Source organism: Kribbella qitaiheensis (assembly GCF_014217565.1).
In the GTDB taxonomy this organism is placed as follows: Bacteria; Actinomycetota; Actinomycetes; order Propionibacteriales; family Kribbellaceae; genus Kribbella; species Kribbella qitaiheensis_A.
Map to the genome: position 1 here is coordinate 82,485 of NZ_CP043661.1, position 25,998 is coordinate 108,482.

The following is a 25,998-nucleotide window of genomic DNA, read 5'->3' on the forward strand; positions in this document are numbered from 1 at the left end:
GTAGTACGGGGAGGTAGTCGATGATCGCGTTCGTGCGTGGCCCGGTGGCCGCGATCGGGCTGGACAGTTGCGTGATCGAGGTCGGGGGAGTGGGCCTGCAGGTCTACTGCCACCCCGGGACGCTGGCGACGCTCCGGCCGGGTCAGGAGTTCAAGCTGGCCACCTCGATGGTGGTGCGGGAGGACTCGCTGACTCTGTACGGGTTCTCGGACGCCGACGAGAAGGAGCTGTTCGAGCTGCTCCAGACCGCGTCGGGCGTCGGCCCGAAGCTGGCTCAGGCGGCGCTCGCGGTACTGAGCCCGGATCAGCTGCGGCAGGCTGTCGCAGCCGAGGACCTGGCCATGCTGGTGAAGATCCCCGGCGTGGGCAAGAAGGTCGCGCAACGACTCGTGCTCGAACTGAAGGACAAGATCGGTGCACCGTCGCGAACGGTTTCCGGACGCCCGCTGCAGCCGGCCGAGGCCTGGCGCCAGCAGGTGCATGCCGGTCTGGTCGGGCTCGGCTGGTCCGCGCGCGACGCCGAAGACGCCGTGATCGCCGTGTCCCCCTTGGCTGCGGGCACCAGCGAGCCGTCGGTGCCTGACCTGCTCAGGGCCGCCCTCCGCGCGCTGTCGAAGGCATAGCGATGGAAGACAACGTCCGGCCGCTGGTTTCGGCGGACCTCGCGGATCTCGAGGAACGCAAGATCGAGTCCGCGCTCCGGCCGCGCACCCTCGCGGAGTTCGGCGGCCAGCGCCGGGTCAGTGAGCAGCTGGAGCTGGTCCTGCATGCCGCCCGTGGTCGCAACCGCGCTCCCGACCACGTGCTGCTGTCGGGTCCGCCCGGGCTCGGCAAGACCACGCTGGCGATGATCATCGCCAGCGAGTTGTCGGCGCCACTGCGGATCACCAGCGGTCCGGCGATCCAGCACGCCGGCGACCTGGCCGCGATCCTGTCCGGGCTGAACGAGGGCGAAGTGCTCTTCCTGGACGAGATCCACCGGATGTCGCGTCCCGCCGAGGAACTGCTCTACATGGCGATGGAGGACTTCCGGGTCGACGTGATCGTCGGCAAGGGGCCGGGCGCGACCGCGATCCCGCTGGAGATCCCACCGTTCACGCTGGTCGGCGCGACGACCCGGGCGGGCTTGCTGCCGGGGCCGCTGCGGGACCGGTTCGGGTTCACCGGGCATCTGGAGTTCTACGAGGCGGCCGAGCTGGAGAAGATCGTCAACCGGTCCGCCGCCCTGCTCGAGGTCGACATCACCGCCCAGGCCCGCGGCGGAGATCGCGTCCCGGTCCCGCGGCACACCCCGGATCGCGAACCGGCTGCTGCGCCGGGTCCGCGACTTCGCCGAGGTCCGCGCCGACGGCATCGTCACATTGGCGCTGTCGAAGTCCGCCCTGGAGCTCTACGAGGTGGACAAGATGGGTCTGGACCGGCTCGACCGCTCCGTCCTGGAGGCCCTCTGCCGTCGCTTCGGCGGCGGCCCGGTCGGCCTGTCCACGCTCGCTGTAGCCGTCGGCGAGGAACGCGAGACGGTAGAAGAGGTAGCCGAGCCGTTCCTGGTCCGCTCCGGCTACCTCGCCCGCACCCCACGCGGCCGCGTAGCCACTCCCGCAGCCTGGCGCCACCTCGGCCTGGCGGTGCCGAAGGGCGCCACTTTCGCCGACACCCTCTTCGACACCGAGGACGAATAGCCGGGCACGATCTGGCTGGTGAGGGCGTTGGAAGGGGTAACGAGTAACGCAAACGTGACCCGGTGTTATGAGGTACTGAACGCCGCTCGGGGTTAGACTCCCCGGTGGCCTGACCTCGGGCCATCCCGCCGTACCCTGCGCGCCTGAGCAGAGCGCGCAGGACCCCCGTTTTCTCTACGAAGGATTCTGAGCCCCGATGCAACTGATCGCCGTACCGATGGCCTCCTCCGGCGGAGGGGGCATCACGCTCCTGCTCCCGCTGATCCTGATCGTCGGGATGATCTGGTTCATGAGCCGGACGCAGCGCAAGCAGCGCCAGAAGCAGGCCGACACGGTCGCCCAGCTGGTGCCGGGCACCAAGGTGGTCACCACCAGCGGTGTGGTCGGCATCGTCGAGGAGGTCGACGACGAGTACGTCACGCTCGAGATCTCCGAGGGCGTCCTGGTCCAGTTCGTGAAGGGCGCGGTCGGCCGGGTCATCCTGGACGAGATCGAGGAGCCGGCAGATGAGGCTGCCGACGCCGACGACGAGGAGCCGGCCGAAGAGGTCCGGGACACGGTGGACGTGCCCGAGACCGGTGAAAAGGTGCAGGACAAGGCGAAGCTGCCGCCTACGCACACCGAGAACTGATTTTCCGTCCTATCGGCGTGCGGCGCGCGGGGGTCATGGTGACCCCGCGGCGCGCCCAGTAACGCAAAGGTTGAATCTGACGTGGCAACGACGACGACATCCCGCCCGGGACGGCTCCTGATCGTCCTGGCGGTCATCCTGGTCATCTTGTTCGGGGTGATGGGGCTCACCAAGTCCTGGCAGCCCAAGCTCGGCCTGGATCTGCGCGGTGGCACCACCATCACGCTGACCGCCAAGTCGCTGGCCGGCGGTGGCCAGGTGACCGCTGAACAACTCTCCGAGGCGAAGAACATCATCTCCGACCGGGTGAACGGCGCCGGTGTCGGTGAGTCCGACATCACCACGTCAGGCCGCGACCACATCAACGTCGCCGTGCCGGGCTCGAACCGGGACGACCTGGTCAAGCAGGTCGGCCAGACCGCGTTGCTGTACTTCCGGATCGTCTACGACGCGCAGGCCGGCGCCCCGTTGCCGCCGACGCCGAGCACCACGCCGACAGGCAAGCCGTCGACGAGTGCCACGCCGAAGCCGAGCTCGACCATCAAGCCCCCGTCGACCCCGGCCACCACTCCGAAGGGCCGGGCCTGGAGCAGCGTGCTGTCGGGTGCCACGCCGACACCGACGCCGACCCCCAAGCCCAGTACGACGCCGACGCCCACGCCCAGTACGCCGGCCACACCCGGCGCCCAGTTGCCGAAGGCGACCGGTGACCCGCTGAAGTGGACCCCGGACGCGACCACCCAGGCCGCCTTTGCGGCGGCCGAGTGCGCGACGATCAAGAAGGACGCCGATCCGAACCGCGACCAGCCGGACAAGCCGCTGATCTCCTGCGACCAGCAGGGCCAGTACAAGTACCTGCTCGGCCCCGCGATCCTCAAGGGCACGGAGCTTTCCGACGCCAGTGCGGGGATCCCGCAAGGTGGGTTCCAATGGCAGGTCAACCTGAAGTTCACCGGTGAGGGCGGCAAGAAGTTCCTCGACGCCACCACGAACATCTCTCAGCGCGGGCAGGGCCAGAACCTGTTCGCGATCGTCCTGGACGGCGTCGCCATCTCCACCCCGAGCGTGACGAACCCGATCCCGGGTGGCCAGGCGCAGATCACCGGCTCGTTCTCCGAGCCCGAGGCCCGCCAGTTGGCGAACGTCCTGAAGTACGGCGCGCTGCCGGTCTCGTTCGAGACCTCCACGGTCGAGACGGTCTCGCCCCAGCTCGGTGGCGACCAGCTGTCGGCCGGGATCGTGGCCGGCCTGGTCGGCCTGGGCCTGGTGATCATCTTCTCGTTCCTGTACTACCGCGGGCTCGGCCTGGTCGTGGTGTTGTCGCTGGCCGCGGCCGCGGCGCTCACCTACGCGTCGGTCGTACTGCTCGGCAAGTCGATCGGGTTCACCCTGACGCTGGCGGGTATCGCCGGTCTGATCGTCGCGATCGGTATCACCGCGGACTCGTTCGTCATCTACTTCGAACGGCTGCGGGACGAGGTCCGCGAGGGCCGCAGCCTGCGCTCGTCGGTGGAGACCGGCTGGACGCGGGCGAAGCACACCATCATTGCGGCCGACTCGATCTCGCTACTGGCCGCGGTGGTCCTCTACATGCTGGCGGTCGGCGGGGTGAAGGGCTTCGCGTTCACGCTCGGCCTGACCACCCTGATCGACCTGCTGGTCGTGTTCATCTTCACCAAGCCGATCGTGACGCTGCTGGCCCGGACCGACTTCTTCGGCCACGGTCACAAGCTGTCCGGCCTCGACCCCGAACACCTCGGTGTCGAGCGGTTGCCAGGCCAGATGAAACCGACAGGCCGTCCGGCGTCCAAGTCTTCCCGGCCGACGCGCAAGCCCGTGGGAGGCGAGCTCTGATGTCGAAACTCGGAAACATCGGTGCCAAGTTGCACCGCGGTGAGGTCTCCTACGACTTCATCGGCAAGCGCAAGCTGTGGTTCTCGATCTCGATCGCGCTGATCGTCATCTCGCTCGGTGGCCTGTTCGCCAGACACCTTGCCCTCGGCATCGAGTTCCGGGGTGGCGTCGAGTACCAGACCGACGTGAAGGTCACCAGCAGTACCGTCGGGGACTTCACCAGTGCGGTGAAGGCGACGAACGCAAAGGACCTGGGCGACCCGGTCGTCACCACGGTCAACGACAACAAGGTGCGGGTGCAGACCCGGCCGCTGAGCCAGGACGACATCGCCAAGGTCCGGTCGGCGATCGCCACAGAGGCGGCCGTGCCCGTCGACAAGGTGAGTACCTCGCAGATCGGCGCCTCGTGGGGTTCTCAGATCGCGAACAAGGCGATCTGGGCCCTGATCGTGTTCCTGGTCCTGGTCTTCGGGGTGATCTGGGCCTACTTCCGGGAACCGAAGGCCTCGATGGCCGCGATCCTCGCGCTGATCCACGACGTCACCATCACGGTCGGCGTCTACGCGCTGATCGGCTTCGACGTCACACCGTCGACGGTGATCGGCGTCCTGACAATCCTCGGCTACTCGCTGTACGACACGGTCGTGGTCTTCGACAAGGTTCGCGAGAACACCCGTGGCATCACCGGGTCGAACCGTTTCACCTACAGCGATGCGACCAACCTGGCCGTGAACCAGACCGTCGTACGGTCGATCAACACCACGTTGATCGCGCTGATGCCGGTCGGGTCGATCCTCGTGGTCGGCACCGTGGTGCTCGGCACCGGGCCACTGAAGGACCTGTCCCTGGCGCTTTTCGTCGGTATCGCCGTCGGCGCGTACTCCTCGATCTTCATCGCTCCGGCGCTGCTGGCCACCTTCAAGGAGCGCGAGCCGGGCATGCAGGCGCTGCGCCGCCGGGTGCTCGCCAAGCGCGGTGCCACTGCCACCACGGCCTCCGGTACGCCGGTGCCGGTGGCGGCCGGGGCTGCTGCCACGATCGTGAACGAGCCGAGCGCGCGCAAGCAGGACCGCCCGAAGGCCGGCACGCCGGTCACCTCGAGCCGGCCGGTGAAGTCGTCGACCTCGGCAGGACGCCCGCAGCCGACGCGCAAGCCGCGTTCCAAGCGCGGTAAGTGATGCGGTCGCTGGAGCAGGTCCTCAAGGAGGGCATCCGCGACATCCCGGACTATCCGCAGGCGGGAGTGATGTTCAAGGACATCACCCCGCTGCTGGCGGACCACGAGGGCTTCAGCATCGTGGTCCAGGCGCTGGCTGCCGCGGGCCGGGACGCCGATGGCAAGGTCGTCGTCGACAAGGTGGTCGGGATCGAAGCCCGTGGCTTCATCCTGGCCGCTCCGGTCGCGCTCGCTCTCGGAGCCGGGTTCGTCCCGGTCCGGAAGAAGGGCAAGCTGCCGGCCGCGACGTACGAGGAGTCGTATGCGCTGGAGTACGGCGAGGCGACCATCGAGGTCCACCAGGACGCCTTCGAGCCGGGGGACCGGGTGCTGGTGATCGACGACGTGCTCGCCACCGGCGGCACGGTCGAGGCCTGCCTGCGGCTGGTACGGCGCTGTGGGGCCGAAGTGGCCGGTACGACGGTATTGCTGGAACTGTCCTTCCTGCCGGGCCGCAAGCGACTCGAAGGGGAGCAGCTCAGCGCTCTCGTCACTGTCTGAAGTCGTCGGTCACGTCAATTTGGCGTGTTGTCCACAGCCCGTGTCCGCCTCGCTGGTCCGTGCCCCCTAGACTGGTGCTCTGTCGGCGGAGGGATACGAAGTGGGCGAAGACCCGGCGATGACTTCTGCGGTACCCGATGTGGTCCCGCACGAGCCTCCGCGCGCGCCTGCCGCTGTGCGCCCGGTGGTCACTCCTTCGCCGCCCGCTGCCGCTCCACCCAGTGCTCAGCCGCCGAGGATCGCACCCGCCAGGGTGCGAGCCCGGCTGGCTCGGCTAGGCGGCACCAGGCACCCGAACAGGGCACCCATGCTGGAGCCGCTGTTCCGGGTGGTTCGCGCCACTCACCCCAAGGCCGACCTCGCGATCATCGAGCGCGCCTACCGGACGGCCGAGAAGCACCACACCGGCCAGCTCCGCAAGAGCGGTGACGCGTACATCACGCATCCGCTCGCGGTGGCGACCATTCTGGCCGAGCTCGGTATGACGGCACCGACCCTGTGCGCGGCGCTGCTGCACGACACGGTCGAGGACACCGACTACACGATCGACGAGCTGAAGAAGGACTTCAGCGAAGAGATCGCGATGCTGGTCGACGGCGTCACCAAGCTGGACAAGGTCAAGTACGGCGAGTCCGCGCAGGCCGAGACGATCCGCAAGATGGTTGTCGCGATGGCCAAGGACATCCGGGTGCTGGTGATCAAGCTCGCCGACCGGCTGCACAACATGCGCACACTGGGCTTCCTGCGGCAGGAGAAGCAGGAGCGGATCGCCCGCGAGACGCTCGAGATCTACGCCCCGCTGGCCCACCGGCTGGGTATGAACACGATCAAGTGGGAGCTCGAGGACCTGTCGTTCTCGACCCTGCACCCGAAGGTCTACGACGAGATCGTCCGGCTGGTCGCCGAGCGCGCGCCGTCGCGCGACGAGTACCTGGCGGCCGTGATCGAGCAGGTGCACGAGGACCTGCGCGCATCCAAGGTCAAGGCCACCGTCACCGGCCGGCCGAAGCACTACTACTCGATCTACCAGAAGATGATCGTCCGCGGCCGCGAGTTCGGCGACATCTACGACCTGGTCGGCATCCGCGTGCTGGTCGAGTCGGTCCGGGACTGTTATGCCGCCCTAGGTGTCCTGCACGCGCGATGGAATCCGGTGCCCGGCCGGTTCAAGGACTACATCGCGATGCCGAAGTTCAACATGTACCAGTCGCTGCACACCACCGTGATCGGCCCGTCGGGCAAGCCGGTGGAGCTGCAGATCCGGTCGTTCTCGATGCACCGCCGCGCGGAGTACGGCATCGCCGCGCACTGGAAGTACAAGGAAGACCCGAACGCGCCGACCCCGGAAGCGGGCGCCGCGCCGACCACGGACGTCAGCACCCCGAACGAGATGCCCTGGGTGCGGCAGCTGGTCGACTGGCAGCGGGAGACCTCCGACCCGTCGGAGTTCCTCGACTCGCTGCGGTTCGAGATCAACAACTCCGAGGTCTACGTCTTCACTCCGCGCGGCGACGTGATGTCGCTGCCGACCGGGTCGTCGCCGGTGGACTTCGCGTACGCCGTGCACACCGAGGTCGGGCACCGCTGTATCGGCGCCCGGGTGAACGGCCGGCTGGTGCCGCTGGAGAGCACGCTCGAGAACGGCGACGTGGTCGAGGTGTTCACCTCGAAGGCGCAGGGCGCCGGACCGTCGCGCGACTGGCTGACCTTCGTCAAGAGTCCCCGGGCCCGCAACAAGATCAAGCACTGGTTCTCGAAGGAACGCCGCGACGAGGCGATCGAGCACGGCAAGGACGCGATCGCGAAGCAGCTCCGCAAGGAGGGTCTGCCGCTGCAGCGTCTGCTGTCGCACGAGACCCTGACCGCGGTCGCGAACTCGCTGCGCTATCCCGATGTGACCGGCCTGTACGCCGCGGTCGGCGAGAGCCACGTGAGCGCGCAAGCCGTAGTACGGCGTCTGATCGAGACGTACGGCGGGGAGGAAGGCGCAGCCGAGGACCTGGCCGAGGGGCTGCGGTTGCCGCAGACCCGGGAGCGCCGCAAGCGCACGGCTCGCGGCGACGCCGGTGTCATCGTCAAGGGTACGACGGACATCCTGTCGAAGCTCGCCCGCTGCTGTACTCCGGTCCCCGGCGACGAGATCATCGGCTGGGTCACCCGCGGCGCCGGTGTCTCGGTCCACCGAGCCGACTGCGCCAACGTGGAGAACCTGCAGACCCAGCCCGAGCGCATCGTCGAGGTCGAGTGGGCCCCAACGGCGCAATCGGTCTTCCTGGTAGCGATCCAGGTCGAGGCACTGGACCGGGCCCGGCTGCTGTCGGACATCACCAGGGTCCTGTCGGACTACCACGTGAACATCCTGTCGGCGGCCCTGACCACGACCCGCGACCGGATCGCCAAGTCCCGCTTCACGTTCGAGATGGGCGATCCGACCCACCTGGGCCATGTGCTGAAGGCGGTCCGCTCAGTAGAAGGCGTCTTCGACGTCTACCGAGTCACCCAGTAACCAGTGCTCAGCAGGCCGCAGCTCACAAGACGCGGCCTGCTGACACTGAGCGCTGCCGCACTCGCCCGCGGACGTTCAGCCTGTGCAGGAGGCCCTGAGCTGCCGACGCCTGCAACTCCGCGTCGCCACCTGGCACCAATGCAACCTCACCACCGCCCGGCCAAGACCAACCGCATCGGCATCTCAGTCATCCGCTTCCGGCCGCCCGAGTACGTCTCCGGCACCACCCGCCCCACCACGACCACATCCACGCCGCCTACCGCACCTAACCAACGACAAGCGCCCCGGCTTCGGACGCCGTGCTGCACCTTCTCCGAGCCACAAAGCACCTCAAGCCATTTCGCTCACGCTGCGTTGGTCTGCAGGTGTTACCAACGGCGGGGGAGGCGGGGTTGCTGGCTCAGGAAGGCGCCTACGGCTAGTTCGAGGGCTGGGTAGGAGCCCCAGAGGTCAGGGCGGCGGACGGAAATGATGTGCCAGCCCAGCGCATCCAGCTCAGTACGGCGTACTTCGTCTCGTTGCTCGTCCTTGGTTTTTGAGTGCCATCGGTCGCTGTCGTACTCGAGGCCCAATCGTCGACCGTCGTTGACCGGTTCCGGGTAGGCCAGGTCGAGTCGGTAGTCACGCTGTGGCCCATGTACGCGAACCTGGAGCTGAGGCTGGCCGAAGCCGGCGTCGATCAGCCGGAGCCGAAGCCAGGACTCACCAGGCGACTCGGCCCGGCGGTCGGCGTACTCCAGGATCTCGCGCGCCTGTGTGATGCCAGCTCGACCCGCGTACGCCTCGGACGCCGCACGCACAGCCCAGCGATCGGCGATGCCTGAGCGGAGCATCGCATCGACCGCCGACAAGGCGAACGGGCGCGGAAGCTGCATGGCGAGCTCGACTGTTGTGGCGATCGGGCTGGTGACCCTGACGCCCGCCACCTCGACGACCTCGACCGGCTCGCGCGTCCACTGGATGCCGACCTCTTCCCGGCTACCGAGAGCCGTGGTGGCGATGCCGTGTATCCAAGCAGCAGTCAACCCGCAGGCGATGCCGTCAGCCGGCAGCAGAAGTGCGACGGCTGCCGCGCGTAGTTCTCGCGAGTCGGGCACCCGCGTGTCGACGTACACACCTTTGAGCACCTCGCGGATCTCGGCCCCAGCAAGTAGCCAACGCAGCTTCTTGCCCACCTGGCGCCCGGTGAACGGCAGACCACAGAAGTACAACGGAAACTCAGCAGGCAACATCGCGACAGGATGACCGATCCAGCCCACCCCATGCTTTGCGTTATCCACAGCCGCGGTTTGGCGGCCAACTGCAGGCCGTGAAGCGCGCCCTCGGTGTCGGGGGCCTATGGCGTGGTCAGGTTGCGCGGAGCGTGATTGGGCAGGTCGACTGGCTTCAAGGCCAGGTCGTCTAAGGAGCCTCCGTCGACTGCGGTGCGGACTCTATGTGCACTGGCTGAGTGTTCCGGGCCGGTCGCATGCTCGGGCCGCGCACAAAGGCGCGGGACCGCCCGCGCTGGTTGCGGCCCTTGTGCATCCGGTGAGCGTCTTCCGGGGGCAGATTGCTCAGCTGGTGCACAAGGACGCCCATACTGGCGGAGGACAACGCTGGAGGCTCGCCTGCTGTTGGGTGTGGTCGGCGACCTGGGGTGGGTGGGGGTAGCGCCGACGGAGGAGGGGCGGGCGGGGCGCCGTACGGGTGGGCCCCTGCCCCGCTCCTCGTGGCTGGCTAGCTGAATTCGGCTAGGGCGTTTTGGGCCTGGGTTAGCCATTCTCGGCGGGCTGCGATGGATTCGCGGGCCTCGTTGGCCTTCTTGGTGTTGCCCTGGGCGTCGTGTTTGGCGGCCTGCTTCTCCAGGTCCGTGATGAGGGACTGGAGTTGCTTGACGGTAGCCTCGGCGCGGGCGCGGGCCTCGGGGTTGCTGTTGTTCCAGACCTCGTCCTCGGCGGACTTGACGGCCTGTTCGACGGCGCGCAGCCGGCCGTCGATCGAGCGCATCGAGTCGCGCGGGATCTTGCCGATCGCGTCCCAGCGGTCGAGCAGGTCGCGGAGCTGGTCGCGGGCGACCTTGGCGTCGCGGACCGGCAGGACGGCCTCGATCTCGACCAGGAGGGCTTCCTTGGCGGCCAGGTTGGCGACCTGCTCCTCGTTCTCCTCGGCCTGTACTGCGTCGCGCGCGCCGAAGAACGCGTCCTGGGCGCTGCGGAACCGGGCCCAGAGCTTGTCGTCCACCTCGCGCGGCGCGGGACCGGCGGCCTTCCACTGCCGCATCAGTTCACGGAAGCGGCCCGAGGTCGGTCCCCAGTCGGTGTTGCCGGACAGGCCTTCGGCTTCGGCCGCGAGGCGTTCCTTCACCACGGCCGCCTCGTCGCGCTTGGAGGACAGCTCGGCGAAGTGCTGCTTGCGGTGCCGGGTGTACGTCGTACGGGCGGACGAGAACCGGTGCCACAGCTCGTCGTCGCTGGACTTGTCGAGCCGGGGGAGTGCCTTCCATTCGTCCAGCAGCTCGCGCAGCCGGGTGACTCCGTGCCGCCAGTCGGTGCCGGCGGCGATCGTCTCGGCCTCGATGGCGATCTTGGTCTTGGCCTCGCGGGCCTCCTCGACCTTCGCCGCGCGTTCGGCCTTCTTCTTCTCGCGCTGCTGGGCGACGAGTGGGCTGAGCGCCTCGAGGCGGCCGCGCAGGCCCGTCCAGGTCGCCGACGGCCTGAGCCTCGTCGATGGCGCCGGTCACCTTCTTCACGGCTGATCGCGCGTCGTCGGGGGAGACGGTGCCGGCCTGGACCCGCTTCTCCAGCAGGTCGACCTCGAAGGCGAGTGCGTCGTACCGCCGGGTGTAGAAGGCGAGCGCCTCCTCCGGGTTGGCGTCCGGCCACTGGCCGACCGCTCGTTCGCCGTCCTTCGTCCGGACGAACACCGTTCCGTCGTCTGCTACCCGGCCCCAGCTTTCCTCGGCCACAACTCGCCCCTTCCGGCGGTATGTACTGCGCTCGTGCCCATTCTGGTCAGTCGCCGGTTCATCCGCGCCGACCGGGTCCAGCTGGGCGCGTCGGGACCTGTCCCGACGCTTATCACTGAACAATCACAAACTCCCGTCCGCTACGCAACGGGGTTGCCATCACAATCCGCTGTGCAATGCGGGTCGGTACGGCGCAATCCGGTTCGAAACTCGTATCGCGGGACCGGTAACCTTGGCTGGTCCCCGATCTTTTCCAGGAAGGTAAGTCGTGCTCATCGCCGGGTTCCCCGCGGGTTCGTGGGGTACGAACTGCTACGTCGTCGCCACCGGCCAGGGCGCGGAGTGCATCGTCATCGACCCCGGTCAGGAGGCGACCGCGGGGGTCGAGCAGGTAGTTCGCGAGAACAAGCTGAAGCCGGTCGCGGTGCTGCTCACCCACGGCCACATCGACCACATGTTCTCGGTGCTGCCGGTCTGCGGCGCCTACGACAGCACCGCCTGGATCCACCCGGACGACCGGCACCTGCTCAGCGACCCGATGGCCGGGATCAGCGCGGAGAGTGCCCGGATGCTGCTCGGCGGTAACCACACGTTCGCCGAGCCCGACGACGTCGCCGAACTCGAGGACGGGCTGAGCCTCGAACTCGCCGGCCTGCGGTTCGCGGTCGACCACACTCCCGGGCACACGAAGGGCTCGGTCACCTTCACCACTCCGTACGACGGGCCGGAGGACGTGCCCGCCATTTTGTTCTCCGGGGACGTGTTGTTCGCCGGATCGATCGGCCGGACGGATCTGCCAGGCGGCGATCATCCGGCGATGCTGCATACGTTGGCCACCAAGATCCTGCCGATGCGCGACGAGATCGTCGTCCTGCCGGGTCATGGTGGCCAGACCACGATCGGCCGGGAAAAAGCGACCAACCCTTACCTGCAGGACCTGGAGATATCGAAATGAGCAAGGCCTGATGAGCAAGATCGGACCCATGAGCGGGTTCCCCGAATTCCTTCCCGCGGACCGGATCGTCGAGCAGCACTTCCTCGATGTCGTCCGCGAGACGTTCGAGCTGCACGGCTTCGCGTCGATCGAGACGCGTGCCGTGGAGCCGGTCGAGCGACTCTCGAACCAGGGCGAGGACGCGGACAAGGAGATCTACGGCGTACGCCGGCTCGCGGCCGACGGCGAGGACAGCGCGAGCATCGGGCTGCACTTCGACCTCACGGTGCCCTTCGCCCGCTATGTGCTGGAGCACGCCGGCAAGCTGGCGTTCCCGTTCCGCCGCTACCAGATCCAGAAGGTCTGGCGGGGCGAGCGCCCGCAGGAGGGTCGCTACCGCGAGTTCACCCAGGCCGACATCGACATCGTGGACAGCGGCGAACTGCCGAACCACTACGAGGTCGAGCTGCCGCTGGTGATCGCCGAGGCACTGGGCAAACTGCCGGTGCCGGAGTTCGTCATCAAGGTGAACAACCGCAAGATCCCCGAGGGGTTCTACCGCGGGCTCGGCCTGACCGACGTGGCCACCGTGCTGCGGATCGTCGACAAGATCGACAAGTTGGGGCCCGACAAGGTGGTCGAGCGGCTGATCGAGTCCGGCGCCACCGACAAGCAGGCGAGGCTGGCCGTTCAGCTGGCCGACATCTCCAGCACCGACACCTCCTTCGTCGAGAAGGTCCGGGCGCTCGGGGTCGAGCACGAGATCCTCGACGATGGCCTCGAGCAGCTGAGCCAGGTGATGGCGGCCGCCATCGAGCACGCTCCGGGTCTGCTGCAGGCCGACCTCCGGATCGCGCGCGGGCTGGACTACTACACCGGCGCGGTCTACGAGATCTACCTGGTCGGGGACGAGTCCTTCGGCTCGATGGGTGGCGGCGGCCGGTACGACGCCCTCGCGAGCGACGGCAAGACGACGTATCCGGGGGTCGGGATCTCGATCGGCATCTCGCGGCTCGTCCACCGGCTGATCAGCAAGGGCCTGCTGAAGGGCACCCGCAGTACGCCGACCGCCGTACTGGTTGCCCTCAACAACGAAGACGAGCGCTCGGACGCCCTCCGGACGGCGGCAGCCCTGCGCGCACGGGGGATCCCGGTCGAGGTGGCTCCGGCCGCGGCCAAGTTCGGCAAGCAGATCAAGTTCGCTGATCGCCGCGGCATCCCGTTCGTCTGGTTCAGCACCGAGAACGGCCCAGAGGTCAAAGACATTCGCAGCGGTGAGCAGGTGCCGGCCGATCCGGCGACCTGGACCCCGCCCGCGCACGACGTACGCCCCAGCATCGAAACCCCTCAGGAGATCTCGTGATCCGTACCCATTCCGCCGGCTCGCTACGGGCCGAGCACAACGGGCAGACCGTCACGCTGGCGGGCTGGGTGGCGCGGCGGCGTGACCACGGCGGCGTCGCGTTCATCGACCTGCGCGACTCCAGCGGTACGGTCCAGGTCGTCATCCGGGACGAGGAGGCCGCGGGCGAACTGCGCGCGGAGTACTGCCTGAAGATCGTCGGCGCAGTCTCGCCGCGCCCCGAGGGTAATGCGAACCCGAACCTGCCGACCGGCGAGATCGAGGTCATCGCCCTTGAAGGCACAGGGGTCGAGGTTCTGTCTGAAGCCGCGCCGCTGCCGTTCCCGGTCGAGGAGCACCACGCGACGCCGGTGAACGAGGAGGTCCGGCTCAAGTACCGGTACCTCGACCTGCGTCGCCAGGGTCCGGGGGCCGCACTGCGGCTGCGGAGCAAGGTGAACAGCGCGGCCCGGAACGTGCTCGCGAAGCACGACTTCGTCGAGATCGAGACGCCGACGCTGACCAAGTCGACGCCGGAAGGCGCCCGCGACTTCCTGGTCCCGGCCCGCCTCAACCCCGGCTCGTGGTACGCGCTGCCGCAGTCGCCGCAGCTGTTCAAGCAGCTGCTGATGGTGGCCGGGATGGAGCGGTACTACCAGATCGCGCGCTGCTACCGCGACGAGGACTTCCGCGCCGACCGGCAGCCGGAGTTCACCCAGCTCGACGTCGAGATGAGCTTCGTCGACCAGGACGACATCATCGCGCTGTCCGAGGAGATCCTGACCGAGCTGTGGAAGCTCGCCGGGTACGAGGTGCAGACGCCGATCCAGCGGATGACGTACGCCGAGGCGATGGCTCGCTTCGGCAGCGACAAGCCGGACCTGCGGATGGGTCTGGAGCTGGTGGAGTGCACGGACTACTTCAAGAACACGCCGTTCCGGGTGTTCCAGGCGCAGTACGTCGGCGCGGTCGTGATGCCGGGTGGCGCCGACCAGCCCCGTAAGCAGCTGGACGCGTGGCAGGAGTGGGCGAAGCAGCGTGGTGCGCGCGGTCTCGCGTACGTGCTGGTCGGTCAGGACGGCGAGCTCGCTGGTCCGGTCGCCAAGAACCTGTCCGAGGAAGAGCGTGCGGGGCTGGCCGATCACGTCGGTGCGAAGCCGGGCGACTGCATCTTCTTCGCGGCCGGTGCGGTCAAGTCGTCGCGGGCGCTGCTCGGTGCGGCGCGGCTGGAGATCGGCCGGCGCGGTGGGCTGATCGACGAGTCGACCTGGTCGTTCGTCTGGGTCGTCGACGCGCCGCTGTTCGAGCCGGCCGATGACGCGACTGCCGCTGGTGACGTGGCTGTCGGTTCGGGTGCGTGGACCGCGGTGCACCACGCGTTCACGTCGCCGAAGCCGGACTCGCTGGAGACGTTCGACACGGATCCGGGCAGTGCGCTCGCCTACGCGTACGACATCGTCTGCAACGGCAACGAGATCGGTGGTGGGTCGATCCGTATCCACCGCGAGGACGTGCAGAAGCGCGTGTTCAAGGTGATGGGACTGACGGACGAGGAGGCGACCGAGAAGTTCGGCTTCCTGCTCGACGCGTTCAAGTTCGGCGCGCCGCCGCACGGCGGGATCGCGTTCGGCTGGGACCGGATCACCGCGCTGCTGGCCGGCGCCGACTCGATCCGCGACGTGATCGCGTTCCCGAAGTCGGGCGGCGGCTTCGACCCGCTGACCTCGGCCCCGGCGCCGATCACCGCCGCCCAGCGCAAGGAAGCCGGCGTCGACGCCAAGCCGGCGCCCAAGGGCGAAGAGAAGAGCGCACCGAAGGAATAGCAGCCACGGCGGGCGTCGCCTGTCGACGCCCGCCACTTCCCGGCTGGGAAGGCGAGCAAGCTCGCAGCTGTAGCTGAGGTCCGCTCCTGTCGCACGCCTCGCCTCTTGCTTCCTACGCCCCGCGGCCCTCAGGGCAGTGGGGCGTTGTGCACTTGAGCAACGGCTGGTTGGCGGTGGGAGGGTGGCGGTCCTGCCCCTCCTCCCGCCCCAGGAGACCTCATGCTCAGACGCGTTCTCACTTCCGCTCTGGCCTTGGCCGGAGTCGCCGCGACCGGTCTGGTTGCTGCTACACCGGCCCAGGCTGTTGCCTTCCAGACGACTGCCAACAACCTCAATGTCCGCTCGGACGCCTATCTGTCCGCCTCGGTGATCAAGGTGCTGGCCGGGCCGACCTCGGTCGACGTGGACTGCCAGAAGTCGGGTGACTCGGTCACGGTGCCGGGCCGGGGCCGCGACGACCTGGTGGGCTCACCTGCCGGCTCATGGTGGCTACGTGACCGTTGGATACATCAACACGACGGAGACCAAGCTTCCCGGCGTACCGGACTGCGTCGTCAACCCGAATCCGCCGACCGGCGACGTCACGCTGGCCGACGTACAAGGCATGTTCGGCAGCAGGATCGCGAATCCCTCGCTCGTGCAGACCGGTCTCCCGTCGCTGAACCAGGCGATGCGCGACGCGAACATCAACACGCCGTACCGCAAGGCCGCCTTCCTGGCCACGCTGGTGCACGAGTCACGGCTGGAGTACAACATTCGCGAGATCGGCGACACCCGCGTGTACGGCGGTCGCGGCTACATTCAGCTGACCGGTGACTTCAACTACGGACCCGCCGGCCGGTACTTCGGGATCGACCTACTCGGCAACCCCGAACTGGCCCGCTCGCTGCAGTGGAGCGCCCCGATCGCCCGCTGGTACTGGACGGTGGCCCGCAACATCAACCCGATGGCCGATGCGTTGAACATGGGCAAGGTGAACGCGGCGATCGGTTACCCGGCCGGTGCCGAGGACCAGCGCCGCTGCGACTCCTTCAAGAACGCGATCCGCTACCTCACCGGCTCGGTCCCGGCGGGCGTGATCTGCACGCGGTCGAAGGCGTTCTCTGGTGACACCAGCAAGCTGACCCGGGCCCAGTTCGACGCCCTCGGCAAAACCCCGGGCACCGTCGGCTGACAGTCGGCGAACAACGACCTGATTACCGAGTGTGCCGTGGCAGTTACCTGCCACGGCACGCTGCATTCGGTCGAAAGGGTTGAGCATTGACTGGAACGGGTGGAAAGTAACTGTGAACTGACTTGCGCTAGGTACTTTTTAACCTCTCAGAGATCGCCCCTCTGCCCCGCCCCGGGAGAAGTCATGCCGAAGCCCAGATTCCGCCGTCTCCTCATCTCAGTCCTGGCCCTGGCCGGGCTCACCGCCGGCGGTCTGATCGCCGCCACCCCGGCGCAGGCCGCCGTCTTCCAGACCTATGGGAGCGGGGTCAACGTCCGCGCCGACGCGTACCTGTCGTCAGCCATTGTCCGCACTCTGTCCGGTCCCACGTCCATCGATGTGGACTGCCAGAAGGAAGGCGACCTGGTCACCGTGTCCGGCGGTTCCAGCAAGTGGTGGGCGCACGTCCCCGCCTTCGGTGGGTACGTGACCGTCGCCTATGTGGCGATCCCCGAGGACAAGCTCCCCGGCGTACCGGAGTGTGGCGGTACGCCGCCGCCGACCGGTGGCGACATCACGCTGGCCGACGTGCAAGGCATGTTCGGCAGCAGGATCGCGAATCCCTCGCTCGTGCAGACCGGTCTCCCGTCGCTGAACCAGGCGATGCGCGACGCGAACATCAACACGCCGTACCGCAAGGCCGCCTTCCTGGCCACGCTGGTGCACGAGTCACGGCTGGAGTACAACATTCGCGAGATCGGCGACACCCGCGTGTACGGCGGTCGCGGCTACATTCAGCTGACCGGTGACTTCAACTACGGACCCGCCGGCCGGTACTTCGGGATCGACCTACTCGGCAACCCCGAACTGGCCCGCTCGCTGCAGTGGAGCGCCCCGATCGCCCGCTGGTACTGGACGGTGGCCCGCAACATCAACCCGATGGCCGATGCGTTGAACATGGGCAAGGTGAACGCGGCGATCGGTTACCCGGCCGGTGCCGAGGACCAGCGCCGCTGCGACTCCTTCAAGAACGCGATCCGCTACCTCACCGGCTCGGTCCCGGCGGGCGTGATCTGCACCCGGTCGAAGGCCTTCTCTGGTGACACCAGCAAGCTGACCCGGGCCCAGTTCGACGCCCTCGGCAAGGTGGGCGGCGGCCTCGGCTGACCCGAACCGCCCCGAAGACCGGCCGGACGCCACTGAGGGTTCGGCCGGTCTCCTGCCTGCTACTGCCTACCGGCGGCATCGAACGCCCACCCTCGACCTCTTGTGCTTGACCTTGAGCTGTTTGTATTTCCGGCGTGACCGCGCCGGCCAACACCAAGCGCGGGTTGCGGCGTTCCCAGCACGTCGTGGAAGGCTGAGGGCATGATCATCTCGGTAGATCCGGCCGCCGCCCGGCCGCCGTACGAGCAGGTGAAACAGCAGATCGAAGCGCTGATCCGGCGAGGTGAGTTGGCGCAGGGAACCCGGCTGCCGACTGTTCGCCAGTTGGCCGGCGACCTGGGGCTGGCGGTGAACACGGTCGCCCGTGCGTACAAGGAGCTGGAAGCGGGCCAACTGGTCGAGACCCGCGGCCGCAACGGCACCTTCGTGCTGGCCTCCCGCAGCCAGGTCGACGACGAAGAGACCCTCGCCGCCGCCACGGTCTTCGCCCGAGCCGCCCGCCGGGCAGGCCTCAGCGTCGCCGAAGCCACCCGAGTCCTCCAGAAGGCCTGGTAACTCAGAGCATCTCGCCCGCGGAGCGGGCAGGGGCGGAAACGATTCCAAAATTCTCGCCGACAACGTTGTCCGAGGTATCGACACGCGTCGTCACCGTTGTTAACCTCGCCGTCATTTGACAGCGATGTCAACGACAGGGGAGTGGTCACGATGGTCTCGAGACGAACGTTCCTGGCAGGCAGCGGCGCGGTGACGGCAGGTGGGTTCGGGCTACTCCCGGGCCTCCAATCGACCGCGCTGGCCGCCCCTTCCTCGACGTCCGGCAGTCCCGCCCGGCTGCTGCCGGCCTTCGCTCGCCCGCACCACCTGCACTACGGCGACGTCAGCAAGCTGAACGGCGCCGACCAGACGTTGCTTACAACGTTGCAAGGCGTGGTCAACCGCGCCAGGCCCGAGCTCTACTTCAGCTTCGACACCGGCACCATGAGTACGCCGGACGCCAAATGGCTGGCCGACATGCGCCTGCCAACCACGACGTACAAGAACCCCTTGGACCTGGTGGCCAAGTACCGGCATCGCGTCCGCGGCGCCATCGTCCACGATCCCGCCGTCCCCGACTCGCTGAACGTCGCGACCACCCTGGCCGGGCTGGAGGACGCGGTCGTCGCCAACGCCGATCAGGCCAAAGCGCACGGTCTGCGAATCGTCAAGGACCTGCGCGGGATGTTCGACGACGACCGGGTGAAGACGTACCGGTGGCAGCTCGACAACCTGTTCCCGCGGGTCACCCACAAGCTGCTCGCCGGCCTGCCGCCGACCCGGGTGGTGCCGGTCGAGAACGTGCAGTGGAAGGAGATCGCCCGCGAGACCCGGCAGATCCGCGACTCGTCGAACCGCGGCAGCTACGACCTCGATGTGTCGGCCGAGCTCGGTAAGGAGGCCGTCTACGTCCGGTTCGCCGACTCGTTCACCGACGACGGCTGGGGTGGCTCGGTCGCCGAGGTGACGGTGAAGGCGAACGGCACCCAGATCGCCCACTTCCTGCCGGGCACTCCGGACGAGGCGCAGTACCTGTTCGACGGCGTCAACTCGTCGATCGGCGGCGAGGCCAACCGCTTCAGCGACGGCGGTGGTTACTTCATCTACCGCTTCGAACCACCCGCCGGTACGACGTCCTTGGTGATCACAGCCACGATGTGGAATCAGTATCTGGTCGCGGCGACCGACACCGCACCGACCCGGATCGAACCGTTCGCGTACTTCCGCGACTACGTGGTCGCCACCAAGGCTCTGGTGAGCTGGCTGCCCCCGGGCGGTGAGACCGGGGACCTGCTGATCGAGCACTTCGCGAAGTACCCGACGCTCGCGCCGTACATGGGCTGGTTCGCCAATGACGTCAGTGGCGAGTGGGACGGCGTCGACCTCGCCTCGCAAGGCGGTTCGCCGGTGATCGCGGCCGACTTCTACATGAACGGGACGGTCCACGCCGGATTCACCGCACCGATCTCGGACAAGGTCCGGCCGGTCCGGCGGATCAGCAAGCCGAAGAACAAGGTCTATCTGACGCTGACCTTCGGCGAGGGCGACAACATCCAGTACTGCCAGCGGCACATGCGCGATCTGTGGGACGACCCGAAGCGTGGTGAGGCTCCGGCCAACTGGACCATCAGTCCGCTGCTCCTGGAGACCGGTCCGGGGTTGTTCAGCCACTTCCAGCGGACCGCGACGGCCAACGACCTGCTGGTCTGCGGACCGTCGGGTGCGGGCTACACCTACCCGGGATCGTGGAAGCCCGACCAGTTCACGCAGTTCCTGAAGCTGACCGGCTCGGTGCTGCGCCGGACCGGGATAAACCAGGTGTACTCCTACAGCCACCGCGAGAACGACAAGTGGGTGCTGCTGTCGGAGGAGATCGCCCGCGGGTTCGCGAAGTACACGCCGCTGAAGGGGATCATGCAGACCTGGGACGGCGATCTGCTGGCGGTCCGCCAGGGTGGTCTGCCGATCGTCGGGCAATGGGGCGCACCCGGCAAGGCAGCGGAGTACAAGGCCGCGCTGGACGCCCGGGTCGCGCAGTGGGACGGCGCGGCCCCGCTGTTCATCTCCGGCGGTATCAACGCCTGGTCGTGGACCCCGTCGGACATCGCGGACCTGGCCGCACTGCTCGGCGACCCGTACGAACTGATCCTGGCAAACACCTTCTTCGACCTGCTGAACCGCACGCTGTAAGGGAAAGCAAGGGAAGGAAGGCGCTCGTGGGCGGGTGGCCCACCACTGGTTACCAGTGGTGGGCTACGTCGATGACCAGGCGGGTGGTGTTGGCGGGACCCGGAATCAGATGGGTCTGGAACGGCAGCCGGGCCCGGACGCCGAGCGCCAGAGTCGTCCGGCCTTCGAAGCTGCCGCCCCAGGCCACCTGGCGGAAGGTGTCGTACCCGGCCACGCTGGTGACCTCGCGGAAGTTCTTCAACGGGTACGTCGGCCGGCCGTCCGCGTCGTAGGAGTTGGCCTCGATGTCGATCCGGAGCTTGGCCCCGCCGCGCAGCGCGATCGGCGTACCGGAGCCGTCCTGGACCACCACTGAGACGTAGGAGACGCGATAGGCGGCCGACTTGCCCGCGAGATCGACGACCAGCCGGTCGAAACAAGGATGCTGTCCGGTGCGGATGTCGTGCACCGCGGTCGCGGACCAGCGAGTGTTTGCCTCAGGCAACGATCCCCAGTAGGTCGCGCAACTGCTGCCGCGTTCGGCCCGGATCGGACTGGCCTGCGCCGGTACGGCGACCGCGCCGCCCGCGGTGACGGCTGCCACGGCAAGTGAGGCGAGGGTGATCCGGACAGGGTGTCGAACGGTGTTGAGCATGGTCGTTGTCCCTTCCGTTCCGCTTTTCCAGTGCCCACTTCTTCGACGTGCCAATAGGGGTGACGGTTGACACGGCAGCGGGCAGGATGGCGGGTGATGACACCTGATGAGCTTCTTGACGTCTTCCACCACCGGATCCGACTGCCCGACGCGGACACGATTCCCGGCTGGAAGACCGAGCATGTCGGCCCGGTCCACCGCTCGTATCTCGACGGTCCGGGCGGTGGCGGGTTCGTCGAGACGCCGCGAGGGCTCGGTGCCGACCCGGACGCGGTGATCGCCGGCGAGATCGCCTTCTTCCGTGAGCGCGGCCTGTCGTTCGAGTGGAAGATCTACGCGTACGACGAACCGGCCGACCTCGGCGAACGCCTGATCGCGGCCGGCTTCGTGCCGGAGGACCCCGAAACCCTGATCCTCGGCGAGGTGGACCGGATCCTCCAGCGCCCGTCCGCGCTGCCGTCCAAGGTCCTGCTCCGGGACGTCGACGAGCAGGCCGACTTCCACCGGATCGCGGTACTGATGGACGCCCTGTGGCACAACGGCCTGGAGCGGATCGAGGAGCGGCTCTCCGCCGAGGCCCGGATGTTTCCGGACCGCCTGGTCGTCAGCCTGATCGAGGAGGCGCTCAAGGCGCCCGACGGCCCGGCCCTCACCGCCGCCTGGATCCGGTTCCATCCGGGGACAGGCTTCGCGAGTCTCTGGGGCGGTGGCACCCTGCCGGAGTGGCGGCGCCAGGGCCTGTACTCCGCGATCCTGGTCCACCGGGCCAAGATCGCCAGCGAGCGCGGCTACGCATTTCTGCGTGTCGACGCGTCCGAGGACTCCCGCCCGATCCTGCAGAAGCTGGGCCTGCACGCGGTCACCACCACCACGCCGTACGCCTTCACGATCTGAACACGCGGGGTTGGTGCACGGAACGACCGGGTGAGGTTGTACGTTGCGGAGACCATGGCACTGACGAAAATCACCTCGCGCTTCCGCCGGCTCCTGCAGCGCCCCGGCTCGATCGACCTCGGCCCGTACGAGCGGCTGACCCAGCTGGTCGCCGAGGCGGAGGAGTCGGTCCAGTCGCTGTCCGACGACGAACTCACCGAGGTCGTCACCGAGATGCGCAAGCCCGACGGGCTGGACGAGGACGACCTGATCGAGTTCCTCGCACTGGCCCGGGAGGCCGGTCAGCGGGCGATCGGTGAGCGGGCGTTCGACGGCCAGATCGTCGGCGCGCTGGCGCTGCTGCGTGGCCGGATCGTCGAGATGGCCACTGGTGAGGGCAAGACCCTGGCCGGCGCCTTCGCCGCTGCCGGGTATGCGATCGGCGGCCGGCGCGTCCAGGTGATGGCCGTGAACGACTACCTGGCCGAGCGCGACGCCGAGTGGATGGGCCCGATCTACGCCCTCCTCGGGGTCAGTGTCAGCCACATCGGTCAGGCCTCCACGCCGGAGCAGCGCCGCGAGGCGTACCAGGCCGACGTCTGCTACGCCCCGGTCACGGAGCTGGGCTTCGACGTACTGCGGGATCGCCTCGTCACCGATGTCGCAGACAGGGTGACCGTGAAGCCCGACGTCGCACTGGTCGACGAGGCCGACTCTGTCCTGATCGACGAGGCCCGGGTGCCGCTGGTGCTGGCGGGCGCGACCAGGACCGAGGAGCTCGACGACGACGTGGTGGCGCTGGTCCGCACCCTGCGCGCCGGGGTCGACTACGAGGTCGACGGCGACGGCCGGACGGTCGCGCTGACCGACAGGGGCACGGACAAGGTCGAGAAGCAGCTCGGCGACATCAACCTGTACGAGGACGAGAACCTCGACCGGCTGACCCAGATCAACGTCGCGCTGCACGCCGAGGTGCTGCTCCGCAAGGACGTCGACTACCTGGTCCGCGACGGCAAGGTCAGCCTGATCAACAACAGCCGCGGCCGGATCGCCAAGCTGCAGCGCTGGCCCGACGGCCTGCAGGCGGCCGTGGAGGCCAAGGAGGCCGTGCCGGTCAGCGACTCCGGTGAGGTGCTCGACAGCATCACCGTGCAGGCGCTGGTCAGCAGCTACCCGACGCTGTGCGGCATGACCGGTACTGCGGTCGTCGTCGGCGAGCAGCTCCAGGAGTTCTATGACGTCGAGGTGGCCGTGGTGCCGCCGAACACGCCGAACGTCCGGATCGACGACACGGACCGGCTCTACCTGACCGTCGAGCAGAAGAACGTCGCACTGGTCGAGCACATCAAGGAGATCCACGAGACCGGGCGGCCGATCCTGATCGGGACGCACAGCGTCGAGGAGTCCGAGCAGCTCAGCGACCGGCTCGAGGCCGCCGAGGTGACGCACGTCGTACTGAACGCCAAGAACGACGCCGAGGAGGCCGCGATCGTGGCCGAGGCCGGCGTGCCGGACACCGTGACGGTCTCGACGCAGATGGCGGGCCGCGGTACGGACATCCGGCTGGGCGGTCGCGACGGGTCGCACGACAAGGACCGTGCCGCCGAGCTCGGTGGGCTGTGCGTGATCGGCACCGGCCCTGCACGCGTCGTCGCGGCTCGACGACCAACTGCGCGGCCGGGCCGGCCGGCAGGGCGACCCGGGTGGGTCGCTGTTCTTCGCCAGCCTCGGCGACGAACTCGTCACCCGGTACTCCGTCACCAGCGGGCTGCGGCCGTCGCCGGACGAGCACGGCCGGCTGACCGACCGCAAGGCGATCGCGATGCTGGAGCACTCCCAGCGGGTGGCCGACGGCGCGAACGCGGAGCTGCACCGTACGACGTGGTCCTACCACCGGCTGACCGGGCAGCAGCGGGCGATCCTGCTCGACACCAGGGAGAAGGTGCTCACCGAGGACCTGGCGGCCGAGGAGCTCGCCGAGCGGGCCAAGGAGCGGTACGACGAACTGGTGGAGGAAATCGGCGAGGAGACGGTCAAGGAGGCGGCGCGGAAGATCGCGCTGCACCACCTCGACCGCCGGTGGACCGACCACCTGGCCTATCTCGCGGACCTGCGCGAAGGCATCCACCTGCGCTCGCTGGCCGGCGGAATCGTGCACATGAAGCCGATCGACGAGTTCAACAAGTCGGCGATCGCGTCGTTCGACCCGCTGATCGCGGATGCCTGGAACGACGCGGCGGAGACGTTCAAGGAAGCCGAGATCACCGCTGACGGGTTCGACGAGGAGGCGTCCGGCGTACCGCGGCCGACGGCCACCTGGACCTACCTGGTCAACGACAACCCGTTCGGCACCGAGGCGGACCGGATCCTTGGCCGCCTTCGCAACGCCATCAGGCCCGGCGCCGCGGCCCAGTCGGAGGAGATCCTCCCCGAGGAGTTCGACGAGGACGAGCTTCCGGAGGAACTCCGCGACCTCGACGAGGACGAGCTCTCGGACGACCTCCCCGAAGAACTCTGCGAGGCAGCATCCGACGACGAGGCAGCCTCCGACGACGAGACCCCCGAGGCCAAGAAGGCCGACGGCAAGGACTGACCGGTGGAGGCTGCTGGATCATCGATCCAGCAGCCTCGCCAGTACGTCAGCCGTTGCTGATCGGGGCGGTGACGACGCGGTTGCGGCCGGCGTTCTTGGCGGCGTACGTCGCGGTGTCCGCGGCCAGCAGCAGCACGTCGAGGCGGTCACCCGCGGCCGGGTAGGTCGCTGCGCCGATGGAGCAGGTCAGCCCGTCCACCGTGGTGGAGCCCGAATTGGTGGTGACGGTGATCGAGAGGGCCGCGACCCGGCGCCGGATCCGCTCGGCCGCCTGCGCGGTCTCGTCCTCGCTGGTCTTGGGCAGCAGGATCGCGAACTCTTCACCACCGAGACGGCCGACCAGGTCGTCGGTCCGGATCTCGCGCTTCAGCTCCGCCGCGATCGCTTTCAGCACCTGGTCGCCGGCCGGGTGACCATAGGTGTCGTTGATGGCCTTGAAGTGATCGAGATCCAGATAGAGCACGCCGAGCGAGGTGTGGTCGTGCTGGGCGCGCTCGAGCTCCTTGGTCGCGATCTCGTGCCAGAAGACGGTGTTCGTGAGCCCTGTCTGCGGATCGGTGCGAGCCGCGAACTGGAACTGCCCGACGAGCAGCGAGCGGTGCAGGCCGAGGACGGTGATGAGCAACGTGACGGTCAGCCAGGGCTGGTCCATCAGCAGGGCCGCGGTGGCGATGCCGAGACCGAGGGCGCCGGCCACGATGAACTGGTCCGACAGCCTGCCGAGGACCTTGCGGGCGGTGCTGTCCGGGTTGGACAGCAACAGCGCGCCGATGACGAGGGCGTAGTTGACGAACCAGTACGCCGTCGCGGCGGCGACCACCGCGATCAGCCCGACCAGACCACCGGCATAGCGGAGATCCGAGCCGGGGTTGATCGCGTACAGGCATACCGCGGCGGCGGCCGCGGCCAGCACCACGGTGGAGGTTGAGAAGACGGTGCGGTGCGGAGCGATTCGCCGCAGTCGGTACCAGGAGTGCAGGAAGCTCAACGCGATGATCGCGACCGCGAGAGGCGGCGGCAGGACCAGTACGCCGGCGAAGGTCCACATCCCCTTGAGGTTCACATAGGGAGTGCCTTCGGCTGCACTGCGCCGGAGCCGCTCGATCTCACGCCCTGCCTCGATGTGGATCGCGGACCCGACCGCCAGTACGCCGAACCGGATCCAGTCGCCCGAGGCGATGTCGACACCGACGAACGAAGCGGCCACGACGCCGATCGCGAGCAGGTCGATGGCCAGCACGTAACCGATCACCGCTGACGGGGCAGACCACAGGGCCCAGTGCATGGGTGAGGAGGAGGTGCCGCCGTCGCTCTCGCGGCGCCGTCTGCGCTTTGGTCTCCAATGGCGGATACTCGGCATTAGCGTTTCTCCCAACCCCCCACATTCGTCCTCACGATCAGCGTAAACGTGACATCACCCG

Annotated in this window: 18 protein-coding genes and 3 pseudogenes; 17 read left to right on the plus strand and 4 right to left on the minus strand. The window is 68.0% G+C overall.

Annotation, left to right across the window (positions count from 1 at the left end; genetic code table 11):
* Positions 1-20: 20 nt before the first annotated feature.
* The 7 genes and pseudogenes from ruvA (at position 21) to F1D05_RS00420 (ending at position 8,387) form a co-directional block, all read left to right on the plus strand.
* Complete coding sequence (gene ruvA, locus F1D05_RS00390; protein ID WP_185445199.1) at positions 21-623, plus strand: Holliday junction branch migration protein RuvA; 603 nt, start codon at positions 21-23, stop codon at positions 621-623.
* A gap of 2 nt (positions 624-625) precedes the next feature.
* Positions 626-1,679, plus strand: a pseudogene (gene ruvB, locus F1D05_RS00395) (Holliday junction branch migration DNA helicase RuvB).
* 196 nt (positions 1,680-1,875) lie between these two features.
* A complete protein-coding gene (gene yajC / locus F1D05_RS00400) occupies positions 1,876-2,310 on the plus strand; it encodes a preprotein translocase subunit YajC (protein WP_185445200.1) in 435 nt (144 codons plus the stop codon).
* An 81-nt stretch (positions 2,311-2,391) separates the two neighbouring features.
* A complete protein-coding gene (secD, locus tag F1D05_RS00405; RefSeq protein ID WP_185445202.1) occupies positions 2,392-4,164 on the plus strand; it encodes a protein translocase subunit SecD in 1,773 nt (590 codons plus the stop codon).
* The gene (gene secF / locus F1D05_RS00410) at positions 4,164-5,342 is read left to right on the plus strand and encodes a protein translocase subunit SecF (protein WP_185445204.1); all 1,179 of its coding nucleotides are present in this window, start codon (positions 4,164-4,166) and stop codon (positions 5,340-5,342) included. Before secD ends, secF begins: the two co-directional genes overlap by 1 nt.
* Positions 5,342-5,881 carry an adenine phosphoribosyltransferase gene (locus F1D05_RS00415; RefSeq protein ID WP_185445206.1) on the plus strand — a complete coding sequence of 180 codons (540 nt, stop codon included), beginning with the start codon at positions 5,342-5,344 and terminating at the stop codon, positions 5,879-5,881. The genes secF and F1D05_RS00415 overlap by 1 nt, the downstream gene beginning before the upstream one ends.
* Positions 5,882-6,188: 307 nt before the next feature.
* A complete protein-coding gene (locus F1D05_RS00420) occupies positions 6,189-8,387 on the plus strand; it encodes a RelA/SpoT family protein (protein WP_206686018.1) in 2,199 nt (732 codons plus the stop codon).
* A 368-nt stretch (positions 8,388-8,755) separates the two neighbouring features.
* Here the strand turns inward: F1D05_RS00420 and F1D05_RS00425 are convergent, their stop codons facing one another.
* Complete coding sequence (locus tag F1D05_RS00425) at positions 8,756-9,619, minus strand: hypothetical protein (protein WP_185445210.1); 864 nt, start codon at positions 9,617-9,619, stop codon at positions 8,756-8,758.
* Positions 9,620-10,106: 487 nt separating this feature from the next.
* A pseudogene (locus F1D05_RS00430) lies at positions 10,107-11,334 on the minus strand (DUF349 domain-containing protein).
* Between the two features lie 268 nt (positions 11,335-11,602).
* Here F1D05_RS00430 and F1D05_RS00435 point away from each other — a divergent pair.
* The 7 genes from F1D05_RS00435 (at position 11,603) to F1D05_RS00465 (ending at position 20,477) form a co-directional block, all read left to right on the plus strand.
* Positions 11,603-12,289, plus strand: a complete 687-nt coding sequence (locus F1D05_RS00435) for an MBL fold metallo-hydrolase (protein ID WP_185445212.1) — start codon at positions 11,603-11,605, stop codon at positions 12,287-12,289.
* Positions 12,290-12,299: 10 nt separating this feature from the next.
* Positions 12,300-13,631 carry a histidine--tRNA ligase gene (gene hisS, locus F1D05_RS00440; protein WP_185445214.1) on the plus strand — a complete coding sequence of 444 codons (1,332 nt, stop codon included), beginning with the start codon at positions 12,300-12,302 and terminating at the stop codon, positions 13,629-13,631.
* Positions 13,628-15,433: an aspartate--tRNA ligase gene (aspS, locus tag F1D05_RS00445; RefSeq protein WP_185445216.1), complete on the plus strand. Its 1,806-nt coding sequence runs from the start codon at positions 13,628-13,630 to the stop codon at positions 15,431-15,433. The genes hisS and aspS overlap by 4 nt, the downstream gene beginning before the upstream one ends.
* A 493-nt stretch (positions 15,434-15,926) precedes the next feature.
* Positions 15,927-16,607 (plus strand): glycoside hydrolase family 19 protein, encoded by a 681-nt coding sequence (locus F1D05_RS00450; protein ID WP_246486331.1) that lies wholly within the window; start codon positions 15,927-15,929, stop codon positions 16,605-16,607.
* Between the two features lie 183 nt (positions 16,608-16,790).
* The gene (locus tag F1D05_RS00455) at positions 16,791-17,753 is read left to right on the plus strand and encodes a glycoside hydrolase family 19 protein (protein ID WP_185445218.1); all 963 of its coding nucleotides are present in this window, start codon (positions 16,791-16,793) and stop codon (positions 17,751-17,753) included.
* 201 nt (positions 17,754-17,954) lie between these two features.
* Positions 17,955-18,308 (plus strand): GntR family transcriptional regulator, encoded by a 354-nt coding sequence (locus F1D05_RS00460; protein ID WP_185445220.1) that lies wholly within the window; start codon positions 17,955-17,957, stop codon positions 18,306-18,308.
* Positions 18,309-18,458: 150 nt separating this feature from the next.
* The gene (locus F1D05_RS00465) at positions 18,459-20,477 is read left to right on the plus strand and encodes a GxGYxYP domain-containing protein (RefSeq protein WP_185445222.1); all 2,019 of its coding nucleotides are present in this window, start codon (positions 18,459-18,461) and stop codon (positions 20,475-20,477) included.
* A 49-nt stretch (positions 20,478-20,526) separates the two neighbouring features.
* On the opposite strand, the gene F1D05_RS00470 is transcribed toward F1D05_RS00465, so the two are convergent.
* Positions 20,527-21,111 (minus strand): AMIN-like domain-containing (lipo)protein, encoded by a 585-nt coding sequence (locus tag F1D05_RS00470; protein ID WP_185445224.1) that lies wholly within the window; start codon positions 21,109-21,111, stop codon positions 20,527-20,529.
* Positions 21,112-21,207: 96 nt separating this feature from the next.
* Between F1D05_RS00470 and F1D05_RS00475 the strand changes: the two genes are divergently transcribed.
* The 3 genes and pseudogenes from F1D05_RS00475 to F1D05_RS39520 all read left to right on the plus strand — a co-directional run bounded on the left by F1D05_RS00475 (position 21,208) and on the right by F1D05_RS39520 (position 24,577).
* Positions 21,208-22,005, plus strand: coding sequence for a GNAT family N-acetyltransferase (locus tag F1D05_RS00475; protein WP_185445225.1), 798 nt, complete (start codon positions 21,208-21,210; stop codon positions 22,003-22,005).
* Between the two features lie 54 nt (positions 22,006-22,059).
* Positions 22,060-23,511: pseudogene (locus F1D05_RS39515) on the plus strand (accessory Sec system translocase SecA2); the annotation flags it as partial.
* A 142-nt stretch (positions 23,512-23,653) separates the two neighbouring features.
* On the plus strand, positions 23,654-24,577 hold the full coding sequence (locus F1D05_RS39520; RefSeq protein ID WP_343066663.1) for a hypothetical protein: 924 nt from the start codon (positions 23,654-23,656) through the stop codon (positions 24,575-24,577).
* 46 nt (positions 24,578-24,623) lie between these two features.
* Here the strand turns inward: F1D05_RS39520 and F1D05_RS00485 are convergent, their stop codons facing one another.
* Positions 24,624-25,829: a GGDEF domain-containing protein gene (locus F1D05_RS00485; protein WP_246486333.1), complete on the minus strand. Its 1,206-nt coding sequence runs from the start codon at positions 25,827-25,829 to the stop codon at positions 24,624-24,626.
* Positions 25,830-25,998 lie beyond the last annotated feature (169 nt).

Excerpts from the sequence above, each read along its gene's own strand:
- F1D05_RS00455 (WP_185445218.1), top strand. The coding sequence starts at position 16,791 with ATGCCGAAGCCCAGATTCCGCCGTCTCCTCATCTCAGTCCTGGCCCTG.
- F1D05_RS00425 (WP_185445210.1), bottom strand. The coding sequence starts at position 9,619 with ATGTTGCCTGCTGAGTTTCCGTTGTACTTCTGTGGTCTGCCGTTCACC.
- F1D05_RS00420 (WP_206686018.1), top strand. The coding sequence starts at position 6,189 with ATGCTGGAGCCGCTGTTCCGGGTGGTTCGCGCCACTCACCCCAAGGCC.
- hisS (WP_185445214.1), top strand. The coding sequence starts at position 12,300 with ATGAGCAAGATCGGACCCATGAGCGGGTTCCCCGAATTCCTTCCCGCG.
- secF (WP_185445204.1), top strand. The coding sequence starts at position 4,164 with ATGTCGAAACTCGGAAACATCGGTGCCAAGTTGCACCGCGGTGAGGTC.
- F1D05_RS00475 (WP_185445225.1), top strand. The coding sequence starts at position 21,208 with ATGACACCTGATGAGCTTCTTGACGTCTTCCACCACCGGATCCGACTG.
- F1D05_RS00470 (WP_185445224.1), bottom strand. The coding sequence starts at position 21,111 with ATGCTCAACACCGTTCGACACCCTGTCCGGATCACCCTCGCCTCACTT.
- F1D05_RS00415 (WP_185445206.1), top strand. The coding sequence starts at position 5,342 with ATGCGGTCGCTGGAGCAGGTCCTCAAGGAGGGCATCCGCGACATCCCG.
- F1D05_RS00460 (WP_185445220.1), top strand. The coding sequence starts at position 17,955 with ATGATCATCTCGGTAGATCCGGCCGCCGCCCGGCCGCCGTACGAGCAG.
- yajC (WP_185445200.1), top strand. The coding sequence starts at position 1,876 with ATGCAACTGATCGCCGTACCGATGGCCTCCTCCGGCGGAGGGGGCATC.
- ruvA (WP_185445199.1), top strand. The coding sequence starts at position 21 with ATGATCGCGTTCGTGCGTGGCCCGGTGGCCGCGATCGGGCTGGACAGT.
- F1D05_RS00465 (WP_185445222.1), top strand. The coding sequence starts at position 18,459 with ATGGTCTCGAGACGAACGTTCCTGGCAGGCAGCGGCGCGGTGACGGCA.